Annotated in this window: 18 protein-coding genes and 2 pseudogenes; 6 read left to right on the forward strand and 14 right to left on the reverse strand. The window is 54.1% G+C overall.

What is annotated here, in order from left to right:
• Positions 1–28 precede the first annotated feature (28 nt).
• The 8 genes from VB741_RS26265 to mobF form a co-directional block, all read right to left on the reverse strand.
• Complete coding sequence (locus VB741_RS26265) at positions 29–268, reverse strand: SUMF1/EgtB/PvdO family nonheme iron enzyme (RefSeq protein WP_323364591.1); 240 nt, start codon at positions 266–268, stop codon at positions 29–31.
• On the reverse strand, positions 265–1,350 hold the full coding sequence (locus VB741_RS07765; RefSeq protein WP_323364592.1) for a reverse transcriptase domain-containing protein: 1,086 nt from the start codon (positions 1,348–1,350) through the stop codon (positions 265–267). The genes VB741_RS26265 and VB741_RS07765 overlap by 4 nt, the downstream gene beginning before the upstream one ends.
• Positions 1,351–1,352: 2 nt before the next feature.
• Positions 1,353–1,709, reverse strand: a complete 357-nt coding sequence (avd, locus tag VB741_RS07770) for a diversity-generating retroelement protein Avd (RefSeq protein WP_323364593.1) — start codon at positions 1,707–1,709, stop codon at positions 1,353–1,355.
• A gap of 69 nt (positions 1,710–1,778) precedes the next feature.
• The gene (locus tag VB741_RS07775; protein WP_323364594.1) at positions 1,779–4,730 is read right to left on the reverse strand and encodes a formylglycine-generating enzyme family protein; all 2,952 of its coding nucleotides are present in this window, start codon (positions 4,728–4,730) and stop codon (positions 1,779–1,781) included.
• Positions 4,727–5,764, reverse strand: coding sequence for an AAA family ATPase (locus tag VB741_RS07780; RefSeq protein WP_323364595.1), 1,038 nt, complete (start codon positions 5,762–5,764; stop codon positions 4,727–4,729). Before VB741_RS07780 ends, VB741_RS07775 begins: the two co-directional genes overlap by 4 nt.
• Positions 5,761–7,590 (reverse strand): VMAP-C domain-containing protein, encoded by a 1,830-nt coding sequence (locus VB741_RS07785; protein WP_323364596.1) that lies wholly within the window; start codon positions 7,588–7,590, stop codon positions 5,761–5,763. The genes VB741_RS07780 and VB741_RS07785 overlap by 4 nt, the downstream gene beginning before the upstream one ends.
• 5 nt (positions 7,591–7,595) lie before the next feature.
• Positions 7,596–7,931 (reverse strand): CU044_2847 family protein, encoded by a 336-nt coding sequence (locus tag VB741_RS07790; RefSeq protein WP_323364597.1) that lies wholly within the window; start codon positions 7,929–7,931, stop codon positions 7,596–7,598.
• A gap of 250 nt (positions 7,932–8,181) precedes the next feature.
• Positions 8,182–11,439, reverse strand: coding sequence for a MobF family relaxase (gene mobF, locus VB741_RS07795; protein ID WP_323364598.1), 3,258 nt, complete (start codon positions 11,437–11,439; stop codon positions 8,182–8,184).
• 701 nt (positions 11,440–12,140) lie between these two features.
• Here mobF and VB741_RS07800 point away from each other — a divergent pair.
• Genes VB741_RS07800 through VB741_RS07810 form a run of 3 tightly spaced genes read left to right on the forward strand, consistent with a single transcriptional unit; the run spans position 12,141 to position 14,057 of the window.
• Positions 12,141–12,548, forward strand: coding sequence for a hypothetical protein (locus VB741_RS07800; protein ID WP_323364599.1), 408 nt, complete (start codon positions 12,141–12,143; stop codon positions 12,546–12,548).
• Positions 12,549–12,558: 10 nt separating this feature from the next.
• Positions 12,559–13,401, forward strand: coding sequence for a hypothetical protein (locus VB741_RS07805; protein ID WP_323364600.1), 843 nt, complete (start codon positions 12,559–12,561; stop codon positions 13,399–13,401).
• A 14-nt stretch (positions 13,402–13,415) separates the two neighbouring features.
• A complete protein-coding gene (locus VB741_RS07810; protein ID WP_323364601.1) occupies positions 13,416–14,057 on the forward strand; it encodes a hypothetical protein in 642 nt (213 codons plus the stop codon).
• Between the two features lie 270 nt (positions 14,058–14,327).
• Here VB741_RS07810 and VB741_RS07815 read toward each other — a convergent pair whose 3' ends face one another.
• Positions 14,328–14,870 carry a hypothetical protein gene (locus VB741_RS07815; RefSeq protein WP_323364602.1) on the reverse strand — a complete coding sequence of 181 codons (543 nt, stop codon included), beginning with the start codon at positions 14,868–14,870 and terminating at the stop codon, positions 14,328–14,330.
• A gap of 62 nt (positions 14,871–14,932) precedes the next feature.
• Between VB741_RS07815 and VB741_RS07820 the strand changes: the two genes are divergently transcribed.
• The gene (locus VB741_RS07820; RefSeq protein ID WP_323364603.1) at positions 14,933–16,549 is read left to right on the forward strand and encodes a hypothetical protein; all 1,617 of its coding nucleotides are present in this window, start codon (positions 14,933–14,935) and stop codon (positions 16,547–16,549) included.
• A gap of 368 nt (positions 16,550–16,917) precedes the next feature.
• On the opposite strand, the gene VB741_RS07825 is transcribed toward VB741_RS07820, so the two are convergent.
• From VB741_RS07825 to VB741_RS07835, 3 genes are all read right to left on the reverse strand, one after another.
• Positions 16,918–17,586 carry a hypothetical protein gene (locus VB741_RS07825; RefSeq protein ID WP_323364604.1) on the reverse strand — a complete coding sequence of 223 codons (669 nt, stop codon included), beginning with the start codon at positions 17,584–17,586 and terminating at the stop codon, positions 16,918–16,920.
• On the reverse strand, positions 17,579–18,154 hold the full coding sequence (locus tag VB741_RS07830; RefSeq protein WP_323364605.1) for a hypothetical protein: 576 nt from the start codon (positions 18,152–18,154) through the stop codon (positions 17,579–17,581). Before VB741_RS07830 ends, VB741_RS07825 begins: the two co-directional genes overlap by 8 nt.
• 213 nt (positions 18,155–18,367) lie before the next feature.
• Positions 18,368–18,973: a Uma2 family endonuclease gene (locus VB741_RS07835; RefSeq protein WP_323364606.1), complete on the reverse strand. Its 606-nt coding sequence runs from the start codon at positions 18,971–18,973 to the stop codon at positions 18,368–18,370.
• A gap of 217 nt (positions 18,974–19,190) precedes the next feature.
• Here VB741_RS07835 and VB741_RS07840 point away from each other — a divergent pair.
• Positions 19,191–19,340 (forward strand): annotated as a pseudogene (locus VB741_RS07840) (IS6 family transposase); the annotation flags it as partial.
• A 144-nt stretch (positions 19,341–19,484) separates the two neighbouring features.
• Here the strand turns inward: VB741_RS07840 and VB741_RS07845 are convergent.
• Positions 19,485–19,889 (reverse strand): hypothetical protein, encoded by a 405-nt coding sequence (locus tag VB741_RS07845; RefSeq protein ID WP_323364607.1) that lies wholly within the window; start codon positions 19,887–19,889, stop codon positions 19,485–19,487.
• Complete coding sequence (locus VB741_RS26270) at positions 19,886–20,188, reverse strand: nucleotidyltransferase domain-containing protein (RefSeq protein WP_323364608.1); 303 nt, start codon at positions 20,186–20,188, stop codon at positions 19,886–19,888. Before VB741_RS26270 ends, VB741_RS07845 begins: the two co-directional genes overlap by 4 nt.
• Before the next feature lie 174 nt (positions 20,189–20,362).
• On the opposite strand from VB741_RS26270, the pseudogene VB741_RS07855 reads away from it, so the two are divergent.
• Positions 20,363–20,538: pseudogene (locus VB741_RS07855) on the forward strand (ISKra4-like element ISLesp1 family transposase); the annotation flags it as partial.

The following is a 20,538-nucleotide window of genomic DNA, read 5'->3' on the forward strand; positions in this document are numbered from 1 at the left end:
GGCTTACCAGGCTACCCAGCCCTGTTTTCTATTCGGATGCCGTCACCAGCATCACCGGACCAGGTCTGGACTCCTCTTCGCACGCCCGGCAGATTCCCACCTGCCAGTTCTGGCCCAGAAGAGTACTCGCGCCGCCGCACACCACCCGAAAACCAACGTTGTTGTTGATGTTGTCGGGCGCGTTCCTGTTACGGTTCGCCGACCGGCAGTTCGCGGGATTGTTGTTCCAGGAACCGCCCCGCAGTCGGGGTGCCTGCCCCGTCTTCACCGTCTCGCAAAAACGAGATCGGCGAATAGCTGTTTGCGTAGTTGCCAGGTGTCCCCGTGGCTCAGATGAGCCAACCAACTTTGCATAGACCGATCTAACTCCTGAAACCCAATCTTACCGCTACCATAGTCAGCTTGGAGCTGTTTGAGCCTGCGCTTTCCCCGGCGCAAGTTTTCCCGCCGCACTCGAATCCGCACGTCCTTTGGATAGGTTTCTCCCAGGGGTATGACTCGAAACCCCAGGAAATTAGACCCATAGCGCGTTTCAAACAGCTGGCTTTTGACAGGGTGGATTCTCAGGCGTAGCCCTGTCAGGTAGTCTTCTAACGCTAGTCGAGCCTCAACCAAAACACCGTGGTCATCACTGAAGAGGGCAAAGTCATCCACGTAGCGGAGGTACTTTTGAACCTTGAGCTGCTCCTTGACGAAGTGGTCAAAGCCGTTGAGATATACATTGGCAAAAAACTGGCTGGTGAGATTGCCAATAGGCAGCCCCCTCCTGCGCTCCAGCACCGTCAGCAGGCCATCACCGGGGAACAGCTCATGGACAGGGATTTGCTCGTTGCTGTGGTCAATAATGCAGTCAATCAGCCAGAGGGTATCTGGGCATTTGATTTTACGGTGTATCAAACCTTTGAGGATTTCAAGATCAATACTGGGAAAATATTTCTGGATGTCGCACTGGAGCACGTAAGGAGTGGTGCGCATGAAGCCGATGTATCGACGCAAGGCCCGGTGGGTGCCATAGCCAGTGCGGTTAGCGTAGGAGTCGTCAATAAAGGTGCGATCAAAGATGGGTTGGATCACGTTGCAAAGGGCGTGATGCACCACCCGATCGCGGTAAGGAGCCGCCGAAATTAGGCGACACTTCGGGTCGTAGATCTCAAACGTGGTGTAGCCCCGTGGCTTGTAGGTCTTTGCTATAAGCTCTGCCTGTAGGGCCAGCAGCTCGGTTTCAAGGTGATAGTTGAACTGCAAGACACTGGCCTGCATTCGCTTGCCCTTCTGGGCATTACGAGCCGCCAAAAGCAAGTTTTCAAAGTCAATGATCTGGGGCCAGAGGTTACCATGTCGCTTAACCATAGCTAGGCGTTGGCGACAGCCTTTTGGTGCTGCTGCCGCATCCAGCCGCCTAGCTCTTGGCCAATGCCGTCGATCAACTGGCTGACGTACTTGTACCGCTCAGCCGACATCAGCTCAAATTCAAACAGCAGCCGGGTTTGGTGACGCAACAGATCGAGGCGACCATTGAGGGCTTTAAGCCGAGGCAGCTTTTCGCTGCTGTAGCGAGCCAAAATAAGCCCCTCTAGGAGGTCGTAGAGGCCGGTGATGATGCGATCTCCCAGCAAAAACTTATGGTCACGCGGCAGCTTGTTGAGAATGGGCACGTACCACTTCACCAGGTCATAGGTTTTTTGAACAATCGGCAAATCTCGTTTCATAGCCTTGAACCATAAAGAACGTTTGTACCATCAAGCCGCCAAAGGGCAAGAGGGAAAAAGGGTAAAGGGTTATGTCCTCGCGCCGCCGCACACCACCCGAAAACCAACGAAGTCGAAGATGATGTCGTCGGGCGCGCCCCAGTTACGGTCCGCCGACCGGCAGAACGCGGGATCGTCGGACCAGGAACCGCCCCGCAGCACGCGTTTTTCTTCAGCATCGTCCTCATGGTCTAGCCAGGCGCTGCCGTCCGCAGGGGCTCCCTCATAGCTCTCATGCCACCAGTCCTGGCACCACTCCAAAACGTTCCCGTGCATGTCGTACAAGCCAAAGGCATTGGCGGGGAAGCTACCTACATCAGTGGTTTGTTGTCGATACTCCCCTGCAGGGCCAACACCATAGGTGCTAGTGCCTCGATAGTTAGCCAGATTTGAGGCGATCGTCGCCCCAAAGTGGAATGGGGTAGTCGTACCTGCCCGGCAGGCATATTCCCACTCGGCCTCGGTCGGCAGGCGATAGTCTCGCCCCGTGTGCTGACTCAGCCGAGCGCAAAACTCCACAGCATCCAGCCAAGAAACCACCGCCACAGGGCGATTATCCCTTTTGAAGTTGGCAGGATCTTGGTCTAGCTCACGCTCCACTTGTGGCATTGCAGCCACCACCCGCCACTGGGCCTGGGTGATGGGGTACTTACCCATAAAGAACGGCTCTGCAATCGTTACAGGGTGCTGTGGCCCTTCATCGTCTGAACGGTCTTCTTCCCCTTCAGGGGCACCCATAGTGAAGGAGCCTGCCTGGATACAAACCATCGCTAGCTCAACACCACTGCCTAAATTTTCGACATATTGCCAGGCTTGCCGGGTAGAACGGCGAATGGTCAATTCTGTTTCGCCCGTCTGTTTAGTCCATCGCGTTAAAACGTCGCGGGCATTGCTCTTATTGATTTTTTCACCCAGTGCTTCTGATAGCATCTGCCAGAGCTGATACCCCATCGTCCTGATCGTAGCTCCGGAGTAGTTGTTGCGACCGGCGATCTCGTCATAGCTCTGCCCTTCCCAGGTGCCTCGCAAAATAGTCCTTTGCACCGACTTCAATCGTTGAGGAGGGATTTGGCTACCTCGCAAATGATCCAATTCCGTCAGGACTGTCTCAACATCGTCTATAAATCCCACTACAGGAAGACGTGATCCAATCGAGGCTGTTTCAAACTCGACCAGCTCTGGCCGCACTCCCTCACCCAAAGCCTCAATGAACTGCTGCTCGATCGTTACATCACATTCTGGTAGTGCGTCAGGCTGACTTTCAAAAACCAGGGTGGCTTCCCTAAAGGTATAGGTTTGCAGCAGGGGGTAGCGGTCATCAGGGTCGGGGGGAGGCGGTGGCGGCGTGACCTTAGGCGTAGACCCTAACTGCTCAGCAAACTCGGCATACTCGCCCCCCATGCGCTGCAAAGTAGGGATTGCAATCTCAGCAAAGGGCAACACCAGATCTTGCGCCGAGGGATCGCCCTGAAAATCAAACCGCAGCAGGGCCTCAAAGCTTCTGGTATTCAGCCCCAGGCGCTCTGAGATGTACCGCGATACGGCATCCAGCACCGACTCTGTCTTCGTTCTAGAGAGGGCATCGGTCAAAATGGTTCGCACCCCTGGGGCAAAGTCATACTCCAGGGCCGTGCTGTCCCCTTCCGCAGCCTCCAACTCACGGGCCTCCATCAGGCCTCCCATGTAGACCTCCGCCACATGCACCGGCTCTGCCCCCCGCAACAAGGTCTGACGAATTAAATCGACAATTGGCGGGCTCACCGGGGCTGCGGCCATCAGCTCCGCCAGGCGCTGGGCCATCAACGAAGCCGTAGTTCTAAAGCGCTGCACCCGCTCTGCTGCGGAGGGTGTAGCCGGTGCTGGGGGGCTGGCCTCGGCGGTTGTGAAGGCAGCCGGGTCAAACTGTACCCCCAAGGTTTGGCTGTCGCCGGCCCCGGCCACCACCCTGGCCCACTGCTTAAGGGGCTCCACCTCTAGGGTCACGATGGGTACCGTTACTCCCCGCATGGGCTGAGCCTCGGTCAAAGCCAGCAGCTGCTGGAGCAGGGGCACCCGAGGCCGAGAGGTGAGCTTGGCGCTGACGGTACCCGGCTCTAGGGCGCTCAATCGCATTGAGGTGCCCTGGGCCAGCGCACTCTGGGACCAGAGCCGTTCAGGCAAAAGCTGCACTACAGCCGTGGGGGCCTGGTGGCCATTTTTTTCTAACCACCGCACCATCGAGCCGTTATACCAGGCCTCAGAGGTGCAATCGCTCACCAGCAAAATCAATCGTCGTCCAGCGGCATCCCACAGGTGATTGGGCCGGCGAGGATTTTGACGCTGGGGTGGGCGCTGCCAGTGGGGAAAGAGCTGGGGCTTACCCCCGGCATCAGTCTCTAGCCGCCAGGTGGTCACCCGCCGAAAGGCCCCCTGCCGCTCTAGTAGGGTTTGAAACTCACCAATGGTCTCGTGCCACAGGGATAACGAGGCCGTGGCTTCGACCACCAGGGCCACCTCTAACCAGCGCTCTTGCACCGGCTTTAGCAACGGAAACCAGACCTGCTGGTCGGCGATCTGATCGAGGGTGGCGGCTTCGTCAAACTCTAGCTGGCCGGGGGAGGGCACCTGGCGGCGTAGGGGCCGCAGGGCGCGGGCCAGATCTAACCGAATGCGCAGGGCCGGAGCAGCCGGAGCCTTGATGGCAATCCCCGACTTGGACTGGCTACCACCCCTACCCTGGCCCTGACGGGTGGGCAACGATATCTGGGCGCGCCCAGACTCGTCGTCGGTGTCGTCATCAACAAACTCCTCTCGGATGTCGAGTTGGGTCCCCCTGTTGCCCGAGTCGCTTTGCTGTTTGGGGGCTATCCCAGAGAGGTCGCCCATATGCCCAGCTAGCCATAGGGCATCGGCCACATCTTCAGCGCCAAAGTCTACCCCCGCCTCCTTTAGCAGCGTGGCCAGGCCATCGATGTCTTCAACCTTCGGCTTACCGGGCCTCATGCATCCTCGCTACTGGAGAGGTATTTCAGCAAAGACTCGACCAGCTTATCTTTGGTCTTTTTCTCAGGTACTCGCTCGCGGGTGACAAAGTAGATGGCGTTGAGCAGCTGATCGGTGGATAGATCACCGTTCTTGCTGCGAGTACAGAACTGCTCAATCAGTTTAGTGGCCTCGGCTACCTTGACTTTACTGTTCAAATCGTCTTGCAGGTGAGCTTCCACAATGCGCTTGAGGCGATCGGGTTTGGGTTCACCCATATTCAGCCGCAGGCAGCGCCGCAAGAAAGCGGGCGGAAAGTCGCGTTCGCCGTTGCTGGTCATCACTACAAAGGGAAAGGCCCCACAGCGAAAGCGTCCCGTCTCTGTTTCCACCCACTGCTTTTCATCGGCTTCGGTGTAGGCCGTGCGAATGCGAACCGGCTGCTCAGACTGTTTAATCTCTTCCGCCAGCCGCACCACCTCAGGAATTTCAAATTCCCCATCTTCAAACAGGTGGAGCAGATCATTTGGCAGGTCGATATCGCTCTTGTCGATCTCATCAATGAGCAACACTCGTGGGCGCTTGGCATGGTCGGTGGGTAACAGCGCCGTTCCCAGAGGGCCAAGGGTGATGTAGCTGCCAATGTCCTTTTCTTTTTGGAGTTGGGCATCTCGCAGACGGGCGATCGCATCGTAGCCATAGAGGCCATCTTTACGGGTGGTGCGGGTCGTGATCGGCCAGTACAGCACCTCCCCCAGGTTGAGCTCGTAGGCCACGGCGTAGGCTAGAGAAGTTTTGCCCGTGCCTGGTTTACCCGTGATCAGCAGGGGGCGGCGCAGGTACAGGGCCGCATTGACCATATCGATCTCATCGTCGGTGGCCTGAAAGGTTGCTCCCCGCTGCTGTTTTTTTAGGTTAGCGACGGTTTCGTGGGCCGCCAACTCGGTACCAAAGGGTCGCCAGCTGGGCGGGTCGGGTAGTCGTTCTACCACATAGTCTTTATTCGCGTGGGGAGTGTGAGTCCCCTGAAAAATTCGCCAGTCTGGGTTGGTCATAGCTGAGGCATAGCAAGGGACAGTTGAGTGCTGGGGGGAACCAGATTAGGGTCATCCCACAGAAAAGACAGGTGATGACCAATATGGGCGTCTTCGGCCAACGCCAGGGCATCAGAACGGCATTGCTTGATGGCTTCGGGCAACGTAGAGATTCTACAGTTGAGCAACCCGTCTAGATCGGTCGCAGCAGAAACCGTATTGGCAAACTGATCAGATCGCAGCCACAGGGCAGCAGGGGTGCCGGTGGCGATCAGGGTGGCAAACAGCTTTGGATACTGGCTCTCGTCATAGACAGTTGAGAGCTTAAGACCAACGCTGATCGTTGGACTCAGCTTGGCTCTGAGTTCTCGCCCCGGCGTCACTCCATCGCCTGGGACAAAGGCTGTACAGAGATCACTGCGCTTCAGAGACTCAAGCTGTTTCCATTTGTCTTGCCAGGGTTCTCGAAACATCTTGAGCATGTCAGGGTTGAGCCGCTCAGTAATGCGAACCGCACAGCAAAAACGTTCCCCAATGCGGATTTCGTCATCTAGTAGCTCCAGCACCCCACTGCTGGAGCAATTCATCAACGGCCAGCGATCGCAGGACTGGTGGAGCCACGCCAAGGGCAAGATCAGATGCAGCATTAACCGCTGCGGAGATTTATCCAACACCTCAGACAAACAAGCCTGAACCAGATCTGGCAGGGTGTCACGGGTGACCCTTTCATGAAAGGGGGCTAAGCCAGGGGCCTGTATCGGTTCTCCACCCATGCCAGAGCTAATCGTGTACTGGCTGGCGTCTCGCACAAACAGGGCAGAGACAGAACGAGCCGCCGCCGATTCATCTTTGACGTAGATCAGCAGGTGGGAGGGGGCATCGGTGGCCTGGGCATTCTGGTGCTGGTTCAACAGACGCTGAGCCTCATCCAGTAGCTGTTGAACATCCTCAACTCGCGGCTGCACCCAGCTCCGTAGGCTTTCCCTGAGGTCAGCATCAGGGGTTAAGTCGGGCAGACTCAGTAACCCCACAAACTGATCAATGGCCTCAAAGGGGCGATCGCCCCGCTTCACATCCTGAAGACTGGCCAATTTGTCTGCCAGGCTCTCGGGCATCTCCCAGCTTTGAGGACAACAGAGTTGATAGGCAAGCTTGATCGCATCGGTCAGGACCTCTGCAACGTCGCTCAATAGGGCCAACAACCCCAGGCTCTCCAACTCACGGCGCACTGCCAAAAGCCGTCGGCCAGTAACCATAAAGCCGATTTTGGCCTCGGGCTGATCTTTTTCACGGGCTACCACCATGCCCACCACCGCCCCAACAGCCTCATCCCAGACAGGAGTACCGCTAAACCCAGGTAAAATCGCAACCCCCTCGGCCTTGGTGTCTTCCATCTGCACCAGGCCATTGGGCAATTCTTCTAGCAATTGGCCATAGGAACCAAGACCTTTGGCATGCCCCTTGGGAAAACCCAATACCTGGTATGGGCTATGAAGTTGATAGCTGCCTACAACCCGAGTAGGAAATACCCCAGCAGGTAGTGACTCCAAAACCCTCAATCCGGCTATGTCGTCATCAGGCGTGTCTTCGCTTTTGTCGTAGCTGTAGAGCAGCACCTCAGCGGTTAGTTTCTGGCTCAAAGACACATAGGGAAAATTGATTGTTACCGTTCGCCCCAGAGCTGACTCTTCCGCCTTGAGGACCAAAGCATCGCGAATGACATGGGCGCAGGTGAGTAGATAACCGCCCTCCATCCAAAAGCCAGCCCCAACCACCGTATTGCCTTTGTAGATGCGGGCGATCGCAGTCTTGCCTGGTGTATTAGGCTTGACGCTGAAGTCAGCCATACCCGTTACTCAGCCCCTTTGCCGGTCCACTTGAGAGTAACTTCAAAATTTACGCCACCACCTACGGTGGAAATGATAACACCAGACTCTACGCTCAAATCCAGCCCAAATTTGACTTCCACCTCATCGGCGGCTCCCTTCTTCAGACTCGACATCACCGAGGTCGCAATATCAGATGCCTTAGTTAAGGCAGATTTAATGCTCTGCTCGCTCTTGTAGAGGGTTTCATCCAGGATCGAAACTTCTTCTACAGCACTACTATCTAGAGGCCGGGGTACCTCAACCCGGACGGCGGTACCGTCCTCCAAGAGAAACTCAGCCAATACCCTGTCTTCGCTCATGCTGTTCTACCTATCCACATAGTTGCAATATTGCTACTTTTACAAGGCCTCTGGCCGAAATACGTTATTTTCTATCACAGTAGCCTGTAAACCGCATTCTACCGCAGAAAATATGCCCTAATTAGGGCTTGCTGAAAAAGTCTAATCTGCTTTTTCAGCAAGCCCTAACTACATCGATTGCTAGTAATGTTCTGAAGTTCTTGATTTTCAGAAAGGACATAGTTGCGTCGCTTAGCAACGGTTCTAGATTCTACCGCTCCATATCCACCCCCACATGCCGTTGTTGTTGACGTGAATGCATTCTCTGTTGCATGACTGCATTCACCTGCTGCTTCACATAATCCACAGCAGCAGTCCGACCCTCTTGCTGTCGTAGCTGTCGGGCCAATGGACCTTGAAACAAAATACGCGCAGCCTGCCGCAGCTGCGCCTGGGTGGGCTGACCTTGAGAACCGCATTGCTCCTGGAGATACTGATGGGCAATCATCTGGTCCTGAAGATGCGGCTGTTCTAAGGGTTGTTGCGCGGTATAGTGGTCATACCATTGTCGGTCTTGCTGGGTTAGAAGCCACTGCTGGCGTCGTTGCCGAAGGGCAGCTGCAAACTGTCGAGTAAGCTCTGGAAGTGTTGAGCCTGACGACTGTCGAGGTGTTGAATTAGCGTGATAACCTGCGTCAAGGCTTGCTGTGAGGCGGTCTGTGCTTCGAGTAAGGCGGCTAGCCGGGTCTTTAAGTCCGCTATCTCGGCGTATAGCGGCTGTAAGCTGGCGAGCAAGGCGCTCTCCAATGCGCCTTCCGTCATCTCGACGGTCAGGGGTTGAAGCTGGGGTTTGCGGGGTCTGGCCATGGGGGGTTACCTGGTAGAGGGACAAATAATCGCTGACGTTTTGGTTCGCTCGACTGCGTTGGGCAGCGCGGAGTAGATCGTCTTTGTTGGGGGTGTAAATGGTCAGGTGGCGTTTGGCTCGGGAAACGCCAACGTAAAAGGCTTCCTGGGTGAGGGTGCTGTCGGCAGCCACCAGGACGCGCTCAGCGGTTTTGCCCTGGCTACTGTAGGTGGTGCTCACCAAGCCATAGTCAATATAGTGATGGCCTCTGAGATTGAGGCTGCGGGTAGTACCATCGTCGGTGAGAATCTGGGCCTGCCCCTGGGCATTGAGGGCGGTGATGGTGAACTGCTGTCCGTTGCGGATACCCAGATCGCGGTCATTGCGCGTCCATCGCAGTTGATCGCCGACGGCAATGGGGAGCTGCTGAATGCGGTAGCTGGTTTTCTTGGCACAGTGGGCAGGGTTGAAGGTGAGGGTTTGGCCATTGGTCGCTTGGAGAATCAGGTGATTATGGGTGGGGTCAATGGCGGTGACGGTATAGCGCTGGTGACGCTCCAGACCATGGCGCGGGTAGTTTCTCACGGGGACGAGCACATCGCCGATGGCATAGTGGCTGACGTAGCGGGCCTGGGCCTGGGTCAGGTCTTTGGGACGTAGGGATTGCAAGGTAACGCGATCGCACTCTAATCGCCCTTCTTGTTGCAGGGCATGACGGAGTTTTTGGGTGATGGCCAGGCGGCCGTCATTGGTGCCGCTGAGGATGAGTGTTTTTTGGCGTTGGGCAGGGGTGAGGCTGAGGTAGTCCTGGGCCAAGGCGCTAACGAGACCATCCAGAGACACGGTTTGGATCAATCCGGCTTCGTCTAACTGCTGAATACCGTTCACCATATCGCCCTGGGCAATATGGTGAACGGCGGTCTTGAGGGCCTCGGTTTGTTGGCGGCGGGACTGGTTGAGGATGGCGGTTTGGATGCCTGCTTCTTGGAGGGATTTGAAAGGGTTTCCCGCTTCAACGGCAGACAGTTGGCGGGTGTCTCCCACCAGAACAACGCGGGCCTGGTGGGTCTCCGCTTTTTGCAGCAGGGCATGGGCATCTTTAGCGCTCAGCAGTCCGGCTTCGTCCACGATCCAGATGGGGGATTTTCTAGATGAACGGTTGAGTTTAGAGGGATCTGGATCTGGGGTATGGAGCAGGTGGGCGACGGTATCAGTGGGGATGCCAGTGTCCTGGTGGAGACCATTGGCGGCCTGGGCGCTGGGAGCATAGCCGGTAACGTCATGCCCCTGGTCCTGGGCGATGCGGGCGTAGATATGGAGGCTATGGGTTTTACCAGAACCAGCGACGCCTTGCCAGGCGATGACAGAATCCCGCGTAGTCGCCGACAACAAAATAGCCTCACACTGACCAGAGGTAAGACTCAAGGCATCACTCAGTTGCTGATTAACCTCGTCCGATGTAGCAATCGGGTTCACCTGCCCCTGGCCGCCCACCATCATCTGAATCGTTTCTCGTTCTCGGTCCAGGGCGGTATAGGTAGTGAGCCGTTGGTCATCAATAACAACGCGGTTGGGATGGTGCTGCAAGGCCTGGTGGAGATCGGCAAAACATTGCTGACCGAGGCCATGTTCCAGGGCAAATCGTTCGGCTTTGGCCTGCTTAAAAACGCTCTCCCGTTCGGCAGCATGATCCAAACCCAGGGTGGCAGCAGCATGGGCAGCCGTTTGACTGGTTTGGCTCAGGTCAATATCCTGGGTGGGTACCTCCGGCAGGGTCAACCCTTGGGCCTGGATCGTCTCGGCCCAACCGGTGAGTAACACGGAACGGGGCACGGTGGTTTTACGACGGCGGGTGTCGAGAGTAGCCTGTTTTTGTTGACTGCGGTGGAGGGGAGCACCACCGGTTTCGATTAGCTTCTGTTCCCACTTTTCCAGGTACGTTTCGATCTGCTGGGTACGGGTGGAAAAGGTACTGAGTAGCTTGGAACCGTAGCCGGTTAATTCAAACTGACCGGTGGCCGTCGGGGTGATGTCATAGCCATACTGACGCAGCTGAAAGGCCAGCTCATTTTGGTAAATTTCCCCCAGCAGTTTTTGGTAGCCCACAATCACTTCATTACTCAGGCTGCGCCACTGGCCAGTGTCCAACTGGGTGGCATTGATCAGCACACAATGACTGTGGAGTTGGGGGTCCTGTTCGCGACTGGTTTCATGGCGAAAAATGGCAGCAACCACATTGCCCGTGGTCACCCGTTCCCGTTCTGCTTGGGGCCGACGCATCCGGGTTTGGGCATAGCGAGTTTCGAGAATCGATAGGGCCATTCTGACCGCCTGATCATGGGCCGTGAGCACACGGGTATCGCCTTGAATCAGTGCAGCAATGGAGACACTTTTGGGTGCAGAAAAGGTACAGTCAGTGGCCGCCCGGTGATGGTCTGGATCGATCTTGCGGGCATGAAGGGATTCTCCATTCGGACCTTTGCCATGGAGCAATTGTTGGAAGGTGGATTGGTTAAAGTCATCGGTTAACCCGAGGACCGTTGCCCCATTGCCATACCAGGTGGCACTGGGGTTAGGGGTGCCGGTATCGGCATCATCCTTATCTAAATTTCGGGTGTAATAGTCGTCAGCTTCGTAGTAATTTTCGGCCTGGGCCGCTGACACATTAGCGATGGACAGCATGGCGCGGTAGATGGAAAAACGACAACAATAGGATTTGGAAGGATTTTCAGGTTTTGAATCGTTAAAGCGCTTAACCGGTCAGGGTTTGATGGGATTTTCTACGTTCGGGCCTGCCCAGCCTGGGCGTAATGTCTGAACCGCGTAGCTCCGTCCATCGTTAATTCGGCGTGAATCCTACACTGCCCTGGACGGGGCGCAGCTCCCATGGCTTCCTACTAATTCCATAGAAACCATCAGGAGATTTCAACAGAGTTGCTACATTCGTTTACACGACAATAGATTTAGACGAGAAACGTTACACCCGTCGTAAATCCTGGCGTGAATAGATACTAACTACGAACATTCTCAAAACAGGTCTTATATCGCATCAATAAACGGCTAACCAAGGATTCTGATAGTTAATCCATGGTTTATCAGTGAAGCCATCAACCAGAATCTCTACAGAGAGTTTTCAATGGTGCTGTCTCGAAAACAATTTAGGAAACACGAACGGTAATTATCAGGAAATAGCATCGTTAATCGTCGAGTGAATGATTTGGAAACACTCTAGAAACAACGATGTGAACACAACAAGCTGGCAGGTTCTAGAGAACAAATATCGTGGCAACTAAAGTTAATTCAATAATTAAGGGATTCCGTACTTTTACGGAGCAATCCGAGAATGCCGATCACCCTAGAAAAAGCTCTGGTTATCTCCCGCCATGTCCGATACTGTTTACTCTGCTGACACCATTGCGGATTGCCAACAGGAACTCGCGGCCCTTGCCAAAGAACCCCGCACCCACTTCAACAAGCGTGAAGCGGTGGCGGTGCTCTTTGATGACATTGAAGCCGCCCTGGCAAACCACACCTACAGTGAAGTGGCAAAACGGTTAGGAAAATCGGGTATTGATATCTCAGCAGGGAGTTTGAAGCAATACATGCTCAAGCTCAAGCGAGAACGCCAGGGGTCTACCAAAAAAACGTCAGGGTCATCTAAACGAAACCGTAGAAATAGCCAACCAAAACCTACGGTGGAAAAATCCTTTAGCAATACACCACCGTCTCAGACGGTAACTAGAAAACGGGTATTGCCAGAACCATTTGATGAGGTGAAAACCGCATACTAGGGGGATAACGATGACTATCACCACAGGTAAACTTACAAAATCATCAACGAATACATCTGCCGATAACGCCAACGGAAATAGTGAGGGTAACGATGGCGTTAATTCAACTGTGAACGCTGAAGTGAATCCCAGCGTGAATCGTCGGGTTAATCATCGGATTCATTTTGCCGATGGCAATAAGGGGGGCGTAGGTAAAAGTGTTCTCTGCCGTACTCTCTATCAGTGGTTCCTGGATCAGCAACAGCCGGTAATCGGGGTGGAAGCCGATGTGAATAGCCCAGACTTTAAGGGCATTTACGCCGATGTCATGGTGGCCCAGTTCTCTGAGGATGAAACTCTGGGGGCCAGGGCCAATGCCATTGTGAACGCCGTCGTTGATGCCCAGAAGTCAGCCGTCGTAAATCTACCAGCCACGGTCTATGAAGCCTTTCGGCTATGGCTGCGGGATTATGACATTCTCACCCTGGCCACCGACAACCACATCGAGCTGGTGAAATGGTTTGTGGTCACTGGCGAGTTTGACAGCCTCAAGAGTTTAGAGATTTCCCTATCCTCCTTTGACCGGCGCATTCCCCATGTGGTGGTGAAAAACCTCAAGTATGGCGATTGGACCTTTTTTGAGGAGTCCGATGACCTCCAGGCATTGATTCGTGAAACCCAAACGCCTGTGATCGAGCTGCCTAAGTTACCGGTGCGGGTGGCCAGTACGGTCCTGCAGCAGCGGCTCACCTATGCCGACAGTCTGCGTCATCGGGGCAAGGGCTTTGGCGTAGTGGAGCAGGCCGCCGTTAAAAGCTATCTGCGCTCCGCCTATGCCGCCTTTGAGTCCACCGGATATTTGCCTAGCCTGTAGGGAGCCATGACACCATGAATACCATTACCGACGAGCAGCGACGCTTAGCCGGGGCCATGGGTGTGGACCCCGATGATCCGTTGATTACTGTACTCAAGCCCGTGGCCGACCTGGCCGAGGAGATGAAGGCATGGAAAGACATAGACATCGAACTGCTGAAGTTTCTACGGTCCACCAGTCAGGGGGTGGAGCAGACGGCGGCCAATTACGCCAAGCTCGCCAACTACTACAGGACATTGGTCGAGCTATCCAAGGAATCTTCGACGCAAATGCAAGCGGAGACCAGGAAATTAGTCATGCTGATGCAGGACTCGATCAGACAAATGCAGTCCGACTTACCCAGCAAACAAGAGCTGAAATCCGACCTCAGCCATCTCAAGACCGAAATTCAACAGACCAAGGCCTTGAGTGCTGATCGCCCCTTAGTGCAATGGGTGACGCTGGTGATAGCACTTCTCTACAGTAGCGGAATGGCCTGCTTAGGCTGGTCTCTAGGACGGTTAAATGGCTTGGAAAAAGGAAAATTGCAAAATATAAGTCTCTTCGGAGGCCAGAGCAATATGATCTACTGGTCCCATCTGCGACAACAGAATAAAGATGAGATTAGGAGTTGCCGAGAGAAAGAACAGGAAACCTGTGTGATTAAATTGCCATAGAGGATAGCTTCGTCTTGGTTCAGAAACTCATGCTATAACTACCGCGCCCTCAGGCGCAGCAGTCCTAATGAAACCTACTCTGCGCATTGTGGATAGTGGGATGCATTGGGGTGAGGTGGGTGCGATCGCAAAGTCTAGAAGGGCTTAAATCGCTGCGCGCGGTGCAACTAATCAAATTGAAGCGTAACGGTGCCCATCACCCGCTGCAAAAACCTTTCAGACTCAACTAGCAACCTCTCAACGGTCGGGTGCATGGGCGTTGTTCTGCGATTACAGCAGTAATTTGATGGATTGCGTCAGTGTACGCAGTTCCGCTGGAACATATTCTGGCAGATCATATGTTTTAAAGTCATCATCCTCCAGCCGATCGGCCCAGTAGGTGTAGAAGTCTTGATGGGCAAGGGTTGCTAACACTGTGGTGTCAAACCAGATTTGGTACATCTCGCGTAAGTAATCAATTGCTTGTTTCCCGTCACAATCGCGATATTGCCGATCGGCCCCAGCCTCAACCAGCAACCGCAAGGATGCCGCCGCATCAGCATCAAAGTAAATTCCTTTTGCCGTCGCGATCAGGGGCGTTTCGGCCAAATGATTCGGACAATTGATATCCGCACCCCGTTGTAGCAATGCGGCAACTAATCGGGGTGAACTGCCATCACTACTCGCACAACCATAGGATTGCGATGCGGCAGTATGGGGTGCTACGAGCGTAGCTGCAACGAAGTGCCATAAGGGTAAAGGCGAAGCCTGAAACAACGTAAACTCGTTAAGCGCACAGGAAAATTCTGAATTCTTTTCAGAAAAGTAGTTCAAAAGAACTAACCTGAAGCCCTTATGTAGTAGTGCTTTTGAGCTTATGGCACTTTATAGCAGCTATGCTTGCACTACCCCGACGACGGCGACTGTTTTCAGCCGTCAGTGTAGTGATTCAGGATGGTGGAGCCCCCTGGACAAGTACCTTGGACAATTTTGGCGGTGTGGCGCTTTTGAATCAATCCCCGTTTCTCAACCTGTTTGAGAATCTGAGCACCCGCGCCATTGCCCCTAGCCCCCTGTTTGGCATTCCCCTCACCTTGACAGTGCCTGCAGATGCCGGTCAATCAGCCGATTTGGCACAATTAGCCCGCAGCCTGGCCAGCGAAACCCAACCCCGTCAGGGACCAAGGTTCCCCACCCAGGCCCGGTTCGAAACCATTCTGGCCCTGGGCACGGCCTCCGCGTCCGAGACTCCACTCGACTGGAAAGCGGTCCTCACCGGTGCCCGCTGGACCTGGGAAAGCCGCTGCTCTCGCCCCGAGCTGGGCAACCCCGGCAACCCCGCCGGACCAGATGTCCACGCCACCGGCATTCGCTGCGATGGGCGACTGGCCTACGACCTAGCCAGCCATGCTCTGAAGCGAGCCCAGGCGATTGTTCCCACCGCCGAAAATTCCCTCGGTTGGATAGTAACTGCTGGGGGCAGAAACTGGAACGAACCCCCAGCTGACACAGCAGGTACCGTCGCCGCCGCCATGCTGGAAACCATTGCCCCCGCTACCGATACCCCCGAACTGAGTTTTGTCCGGACTCCTGATGCAATGGACAGTTTAGATACTGCCCTTACGGATGTATATACAGCACTGGGACTGAACCCTAACAATGTCCCTGTCGCCATCGACGTAGACAACGAAGAAGCGATTCGTTTTCGAGTGCAGCAGGAAATCGTTAACTCTAAATTTGGCAAGCGAGATGCCCTATGGACCCTGCGGCGAGCCCTGGGCCAGGCGCGGGAGCTGATTTACATCGAAAGCCCCATGTTTGCCGTCACAGCCAGATCTCCTGCGAGTGCCGACTTTAATTTGGTAGAGGTCATCCGTCAGCAACTGGCTGAGAACCCCCGCCTCAAGGTTATTCTCTGCCTGCCTCGCATGCCCGACTTTGACCTAGCCAGAGCAAATTGGGTCCGAGCCGCTCTAAACTACCGCCAGGAGGCCATCGCCACCCTCACTACTGAATACCGCCAGCGGGTCGCGGCCTTTCACCCCATTGGCTTCCCCGGACGATCCGCCGTCATTCGCTCAACCACCGTGGTTGTGGATGATGTCTGGTGCTTGGTGGGTACCAGCCACTTCCGGCGGCGGGGCATGACCTTCGACGGAGGGGTGGATGTGGTCAGCCTGGATCGATCGATTCATGAGGGCTACTCCGAAAGAATTGCCCAATTTCGACGAGAACTGATGGCTACTAAGTTGGGGATAGACATGGCCACTGCCCCTGAAAACGCCTCAGCGCTGTGGATACGCCTACATCAGTTAGAATCTGCCTTTGACGCGATTGCCGATCTGCTTCGGCAGGGAGGCCTGGGGCGCTGTACTCCAATCTGGGCAGGCCCTAACGATGAGTGGGGAATTCCGGCAGAGACTGACTCTGCCGACCCGGATGGGGTGAATCTCAGCCTCATAACCCTAGCCGGACTGTTGGGGGAGGAAACATTTTCTGCGTTGCTGGATTGAGGTAGGGGCAACTTCCATCATCGAAGCGGGAGAAAAAGACTAGTCTCTCCTAATCTAATGGATGATTAGCTTTGTTGTGAAATAGTGCTCAGTCAGCTTTTTCAAAGGCTGCCTCCCTCCTCCCTCTGCTAAGCCGCCATCAGACAAAAGGGCTCTGTTGCAAGAACTTGATGAAGATAGAATAACTCCCTAATTGTGCTCCTGATTAAGCCACTACTCCGAAGATTTCGTTGAAAAAGGAGATGTCATGGGACAGATCTCTTTCATCAACGAAATCTTCGGAGTAGCCGTATAATCAGCGGGGTGTCGATAGGGAGATTCTCTCCTCGTTAACTTTTTGCAACAGAACCCTTGATAGTCCATGGCACCTACCTTCCCTGATCCGTGCTCACCCATACTTCCTGCGTCTCGTAAAAACTGCCACGCTGCTCTAGCAAAAAACCGCCGAGCAGCGCCGCAATCCATACCTCGATCAGCGGCATTTTCATCTGCCGCTGCACATCTACTAGTCGCTGCGGGGCTGCCGTCTGCTGAGCCGCTAAAGACTTCACCCAGTCCGATACATTTTCAGCATGAGAAACGGCTAAAGCCTGACTTTTTAGAGCCGCATCATCTAGCGCATTAATCATATCCAACACAGACTGCTGCTCTACCATGCCTGCAACAGAATCCTCATCGGCTTTCTCTTCGTTCAGATGCCCACTGCTCGTCCGATAAGAACGGTTGACCAAATCTGAAAAGTCTAGCTCCTGCGTCTGCCGAGTTAAGCCTTGCAGCCAGTCGCCATCCATCACCGGCCCATCGGCATTGTACGCATCCTGCCAATCGTCCCAGAGCACTTCAGCTTTGGCCTTGCAGAGTCCTGATAACTGCAAGAGTATATCGCCCGCTATTCGAAGGTGATCGTGCAGCGCTAATCCGGTCAACTCCCCTTCAAACTGAGCCCAAAGACTTAGCACATCTGCCTGCTCTGGCACCTCAGCTGCTGTTTCCAGGGCAACTTCTAAATTCAGCTCTAACTGACGCACACTAACCATGAGCTACCTCCTCCGAGTGATCGGCATGGTTTTCTGGCGGTGGGACTAGGCGGTCGTGCCAGGGACATCCTTTGATGGGGCACTCCATCGGCTCTAGCCTGATCTCATCGGCGAAGAAGGTAATGCCAAACCTTGCGTTCAGATAGCCCATGACATCCTTTTGAACGTATTGCTCTAGCTGCCGCTTCCGATAGCCCGCGCAGTGAATCGGCGCCACTTCTAGCACTTTGGCACCATTTTCAAATACAGAGACTGCGATCGCATGAATCGGCGCATCCTTCCGCTTCTCACGCCAGATATACAGATTGGCGTAAGGCAATGACTCTCCGGCCACCGGCAGCGTCACCGTTTCCACCGCCCCCTGTGCTGACACCGCGCCATCAACCTGCTGCTGATACTTCAACCGCCGCTGTTCATTTAGCACCTGGCGATGGCGATAGTGAGATCGTCTGCGCGGACAGCGCTTTTCACTCCAGCAACCGTCCCCCTGCTTTCCATGCAGCTGCTGTGCCTGAGCCGCACTCATCTGGGCGCATTCTATACACTTTTTGTTCACTCGACGAGGCATGTCTACAAAAAAAGAATAAGAGCTTAGAGACAGTATCGGTCGCATTGTCACTACCCGTACCCCTCCATGCAAGTTGAGTTAGTTGCATGGTCGCCTAAGCATTAACCGATTCCAATGACATCCTTAGCAGCCTCAAAAAATGACTAAGGTGCTGTCTTGCCCTCTGTCGGTATTGAAATCTGACAAGCCTTTCAGCATCCGAGAAGCTTTTCTCTACCGTGGCAATACATCATCTAATCGTAGCTGTAAATCAGGGACTAGATATGATTCGATTAATTCCCCTAATCGATATTTCTTTTGGTAATACTCGTCACCGTCTAAACAACACACGGTTAGTGTCGGTTGCTTAGGCTTACCAATAAACGCAATTCCTCCCAAGCCTCGAAAATCAGCGATCCAATATTCAGGAATGCCTAAAAGCGCATATTCTTCTACCTTCCGGGCGTAATCCGTTTCCCAATTCGTACTGACGACTTCCACGACAAGCTTGACGGAACGTCCCAATGTAATCACAGGCTCTCGCTCCCATAGGGGCTCATCCACTAGAACCGTTTCATCTAAAACCACCACATCAGGACGACGGGCCGTTACAGCATCACTGGCCGGACGAATAAGGCAGGTGCGCGGAATGACCCAGGGGAGCTGTGCCTGGGCAATGGCCATACCAATTTTGACGGCTAACTTACCACCGACGGCTTCGTGGGGACCTGTCGGTTCCATATCAATTAGCTCTCCATCAGCCAGTTCATATCGAGCATCATTGCCATATTGGGCAACAAATTCTTCGAAGGTCAGATATTGAGAAAGAGTGTAAGTCATAGCACTGGTGTTAACGCTGTAGACACCTATCGGCCCAATATAAACTATGCACAGCTTAGCAGACCCAATAGGAAAGGCTATTGCATCCGTTACAAGCTGTTGAAATCCTTGGTCAGACGGTGTCTACAAGGTCAAATCGGCTGTGTTGCAAAAAAGCGGCACCTTTTGCGATTTCAGGATAGTCTGAGGTGTCATCGATCGCAGCTGCCAATAATTCATGCCTCCCTCAGCCCCGTTTAAGTGGCGTCATTTCCAATCAGACTTAATCTTGCTGACTGTGAGGTGGTATCTGCGCTATAGCCTAAGCTACCGGGATTGGGAAGAAATGATGCTGGAGCGCGGCGTCAAAGTAGACCACAGCCCTGTCGCCAAGAGCCGCCTACCTACCGGCCTTCCAGCGGCTCCCCGTTTCAACGCCCCGGACGAACAGACTACTGCTTTAGCCTTGGTGGCTTCCGGGTTTTGCAGTTTTGGCCCATGGGTTTAGGCACTCCAATTCTCAAACGCTAGATTACAGATATTGCTGGGCTAGCCTCATCACCGCAGCCCGCACAGTTTGATAGCTAGGACCATTAATGCCACTCCAGAATTGGCGATCGTCGGCTGAGGCGGCATAACCGTGTAGCATGATGTTCCGAAGTCCAATTAGCAGCTTGCAAGCTATGGCAACATCTCCAGTGAACCAGTCAGGGGCCAAACCCGGTTCGCTAGGAGTTCCTATGATATTCCTCGCCCCCTCGGCGATAACCGACACATAGTAAATCATCTGCGAGCGCAGTTCATCCGGTAGCCGGTGCTCAGGGTTGACCCGCATCGTTTCCAGGTCAGCTGCGGTAACCTTTGCCATCACAGCTTCTAGCCTGCTGATATTGGCTACCATCGCCTCTAGATGAGCTTCTGCTTTCTTGATACTCATAGCGGTACCATCTCAGAACGAATCTGAGGGCCTAGAAAGCGATTCCGCAGTATCGAGGGTGTAACAACATCTACAGGCCGCCCCAAGTGAGCTTCTAAGGCACACTGCAAGTTCACTGGGTATACATCTAACTCTTTGCTGTAGTCAGGCTCGCACAGAAAATCTACATCACTGTCAGCAGTCGCCTCACCTCTGGCAACTGAACCGAAGACATAAACATTTGAGCTGTGAAACTTGGCAAAAATAGCCAACAATTGCTCTCTATCTTGCTGAAGCTGGCTTAGAGTAATACTTTCCATCACTCTCAATTCTAGGTTGCATCTCTATTTTAGGCGTGGTGCAAAACGAGGTGACACTTTTTTGCCAATTTCAGTCATGCGTCCCTCCCCACTTGATTGCCTGAGGGGGAGCACGTCAACCGTTAGCCAGAGAAAAAATATCCTAGAAGGTATCGTTTCTATCCGGTCATAGCGATGACACCCGACAGCCGTCAGCAACTCGATTCCCATGTGCGCGCCATCGCGCAGATTCTCCATGAGGACGCTCAAGCCCAGGGGTTGCCGATGAATAGCCTGGCAGACATTGAGCAAACCGTTCGTGCTCAGCTTCAAGCCCATGTCTCCCCGGGGTTAGGAAATTTTTTATCCAA

It is taken from the genome of Leptothoe sp. PORK10 BA2 (assembly GCF_034932105.1).
Taxonomy (GTDB): Bacteria; Cyanobacteriota; Cyanobacteriia; order Phormidesmidales; family Phormidesmidaceae; genus Leptothoe.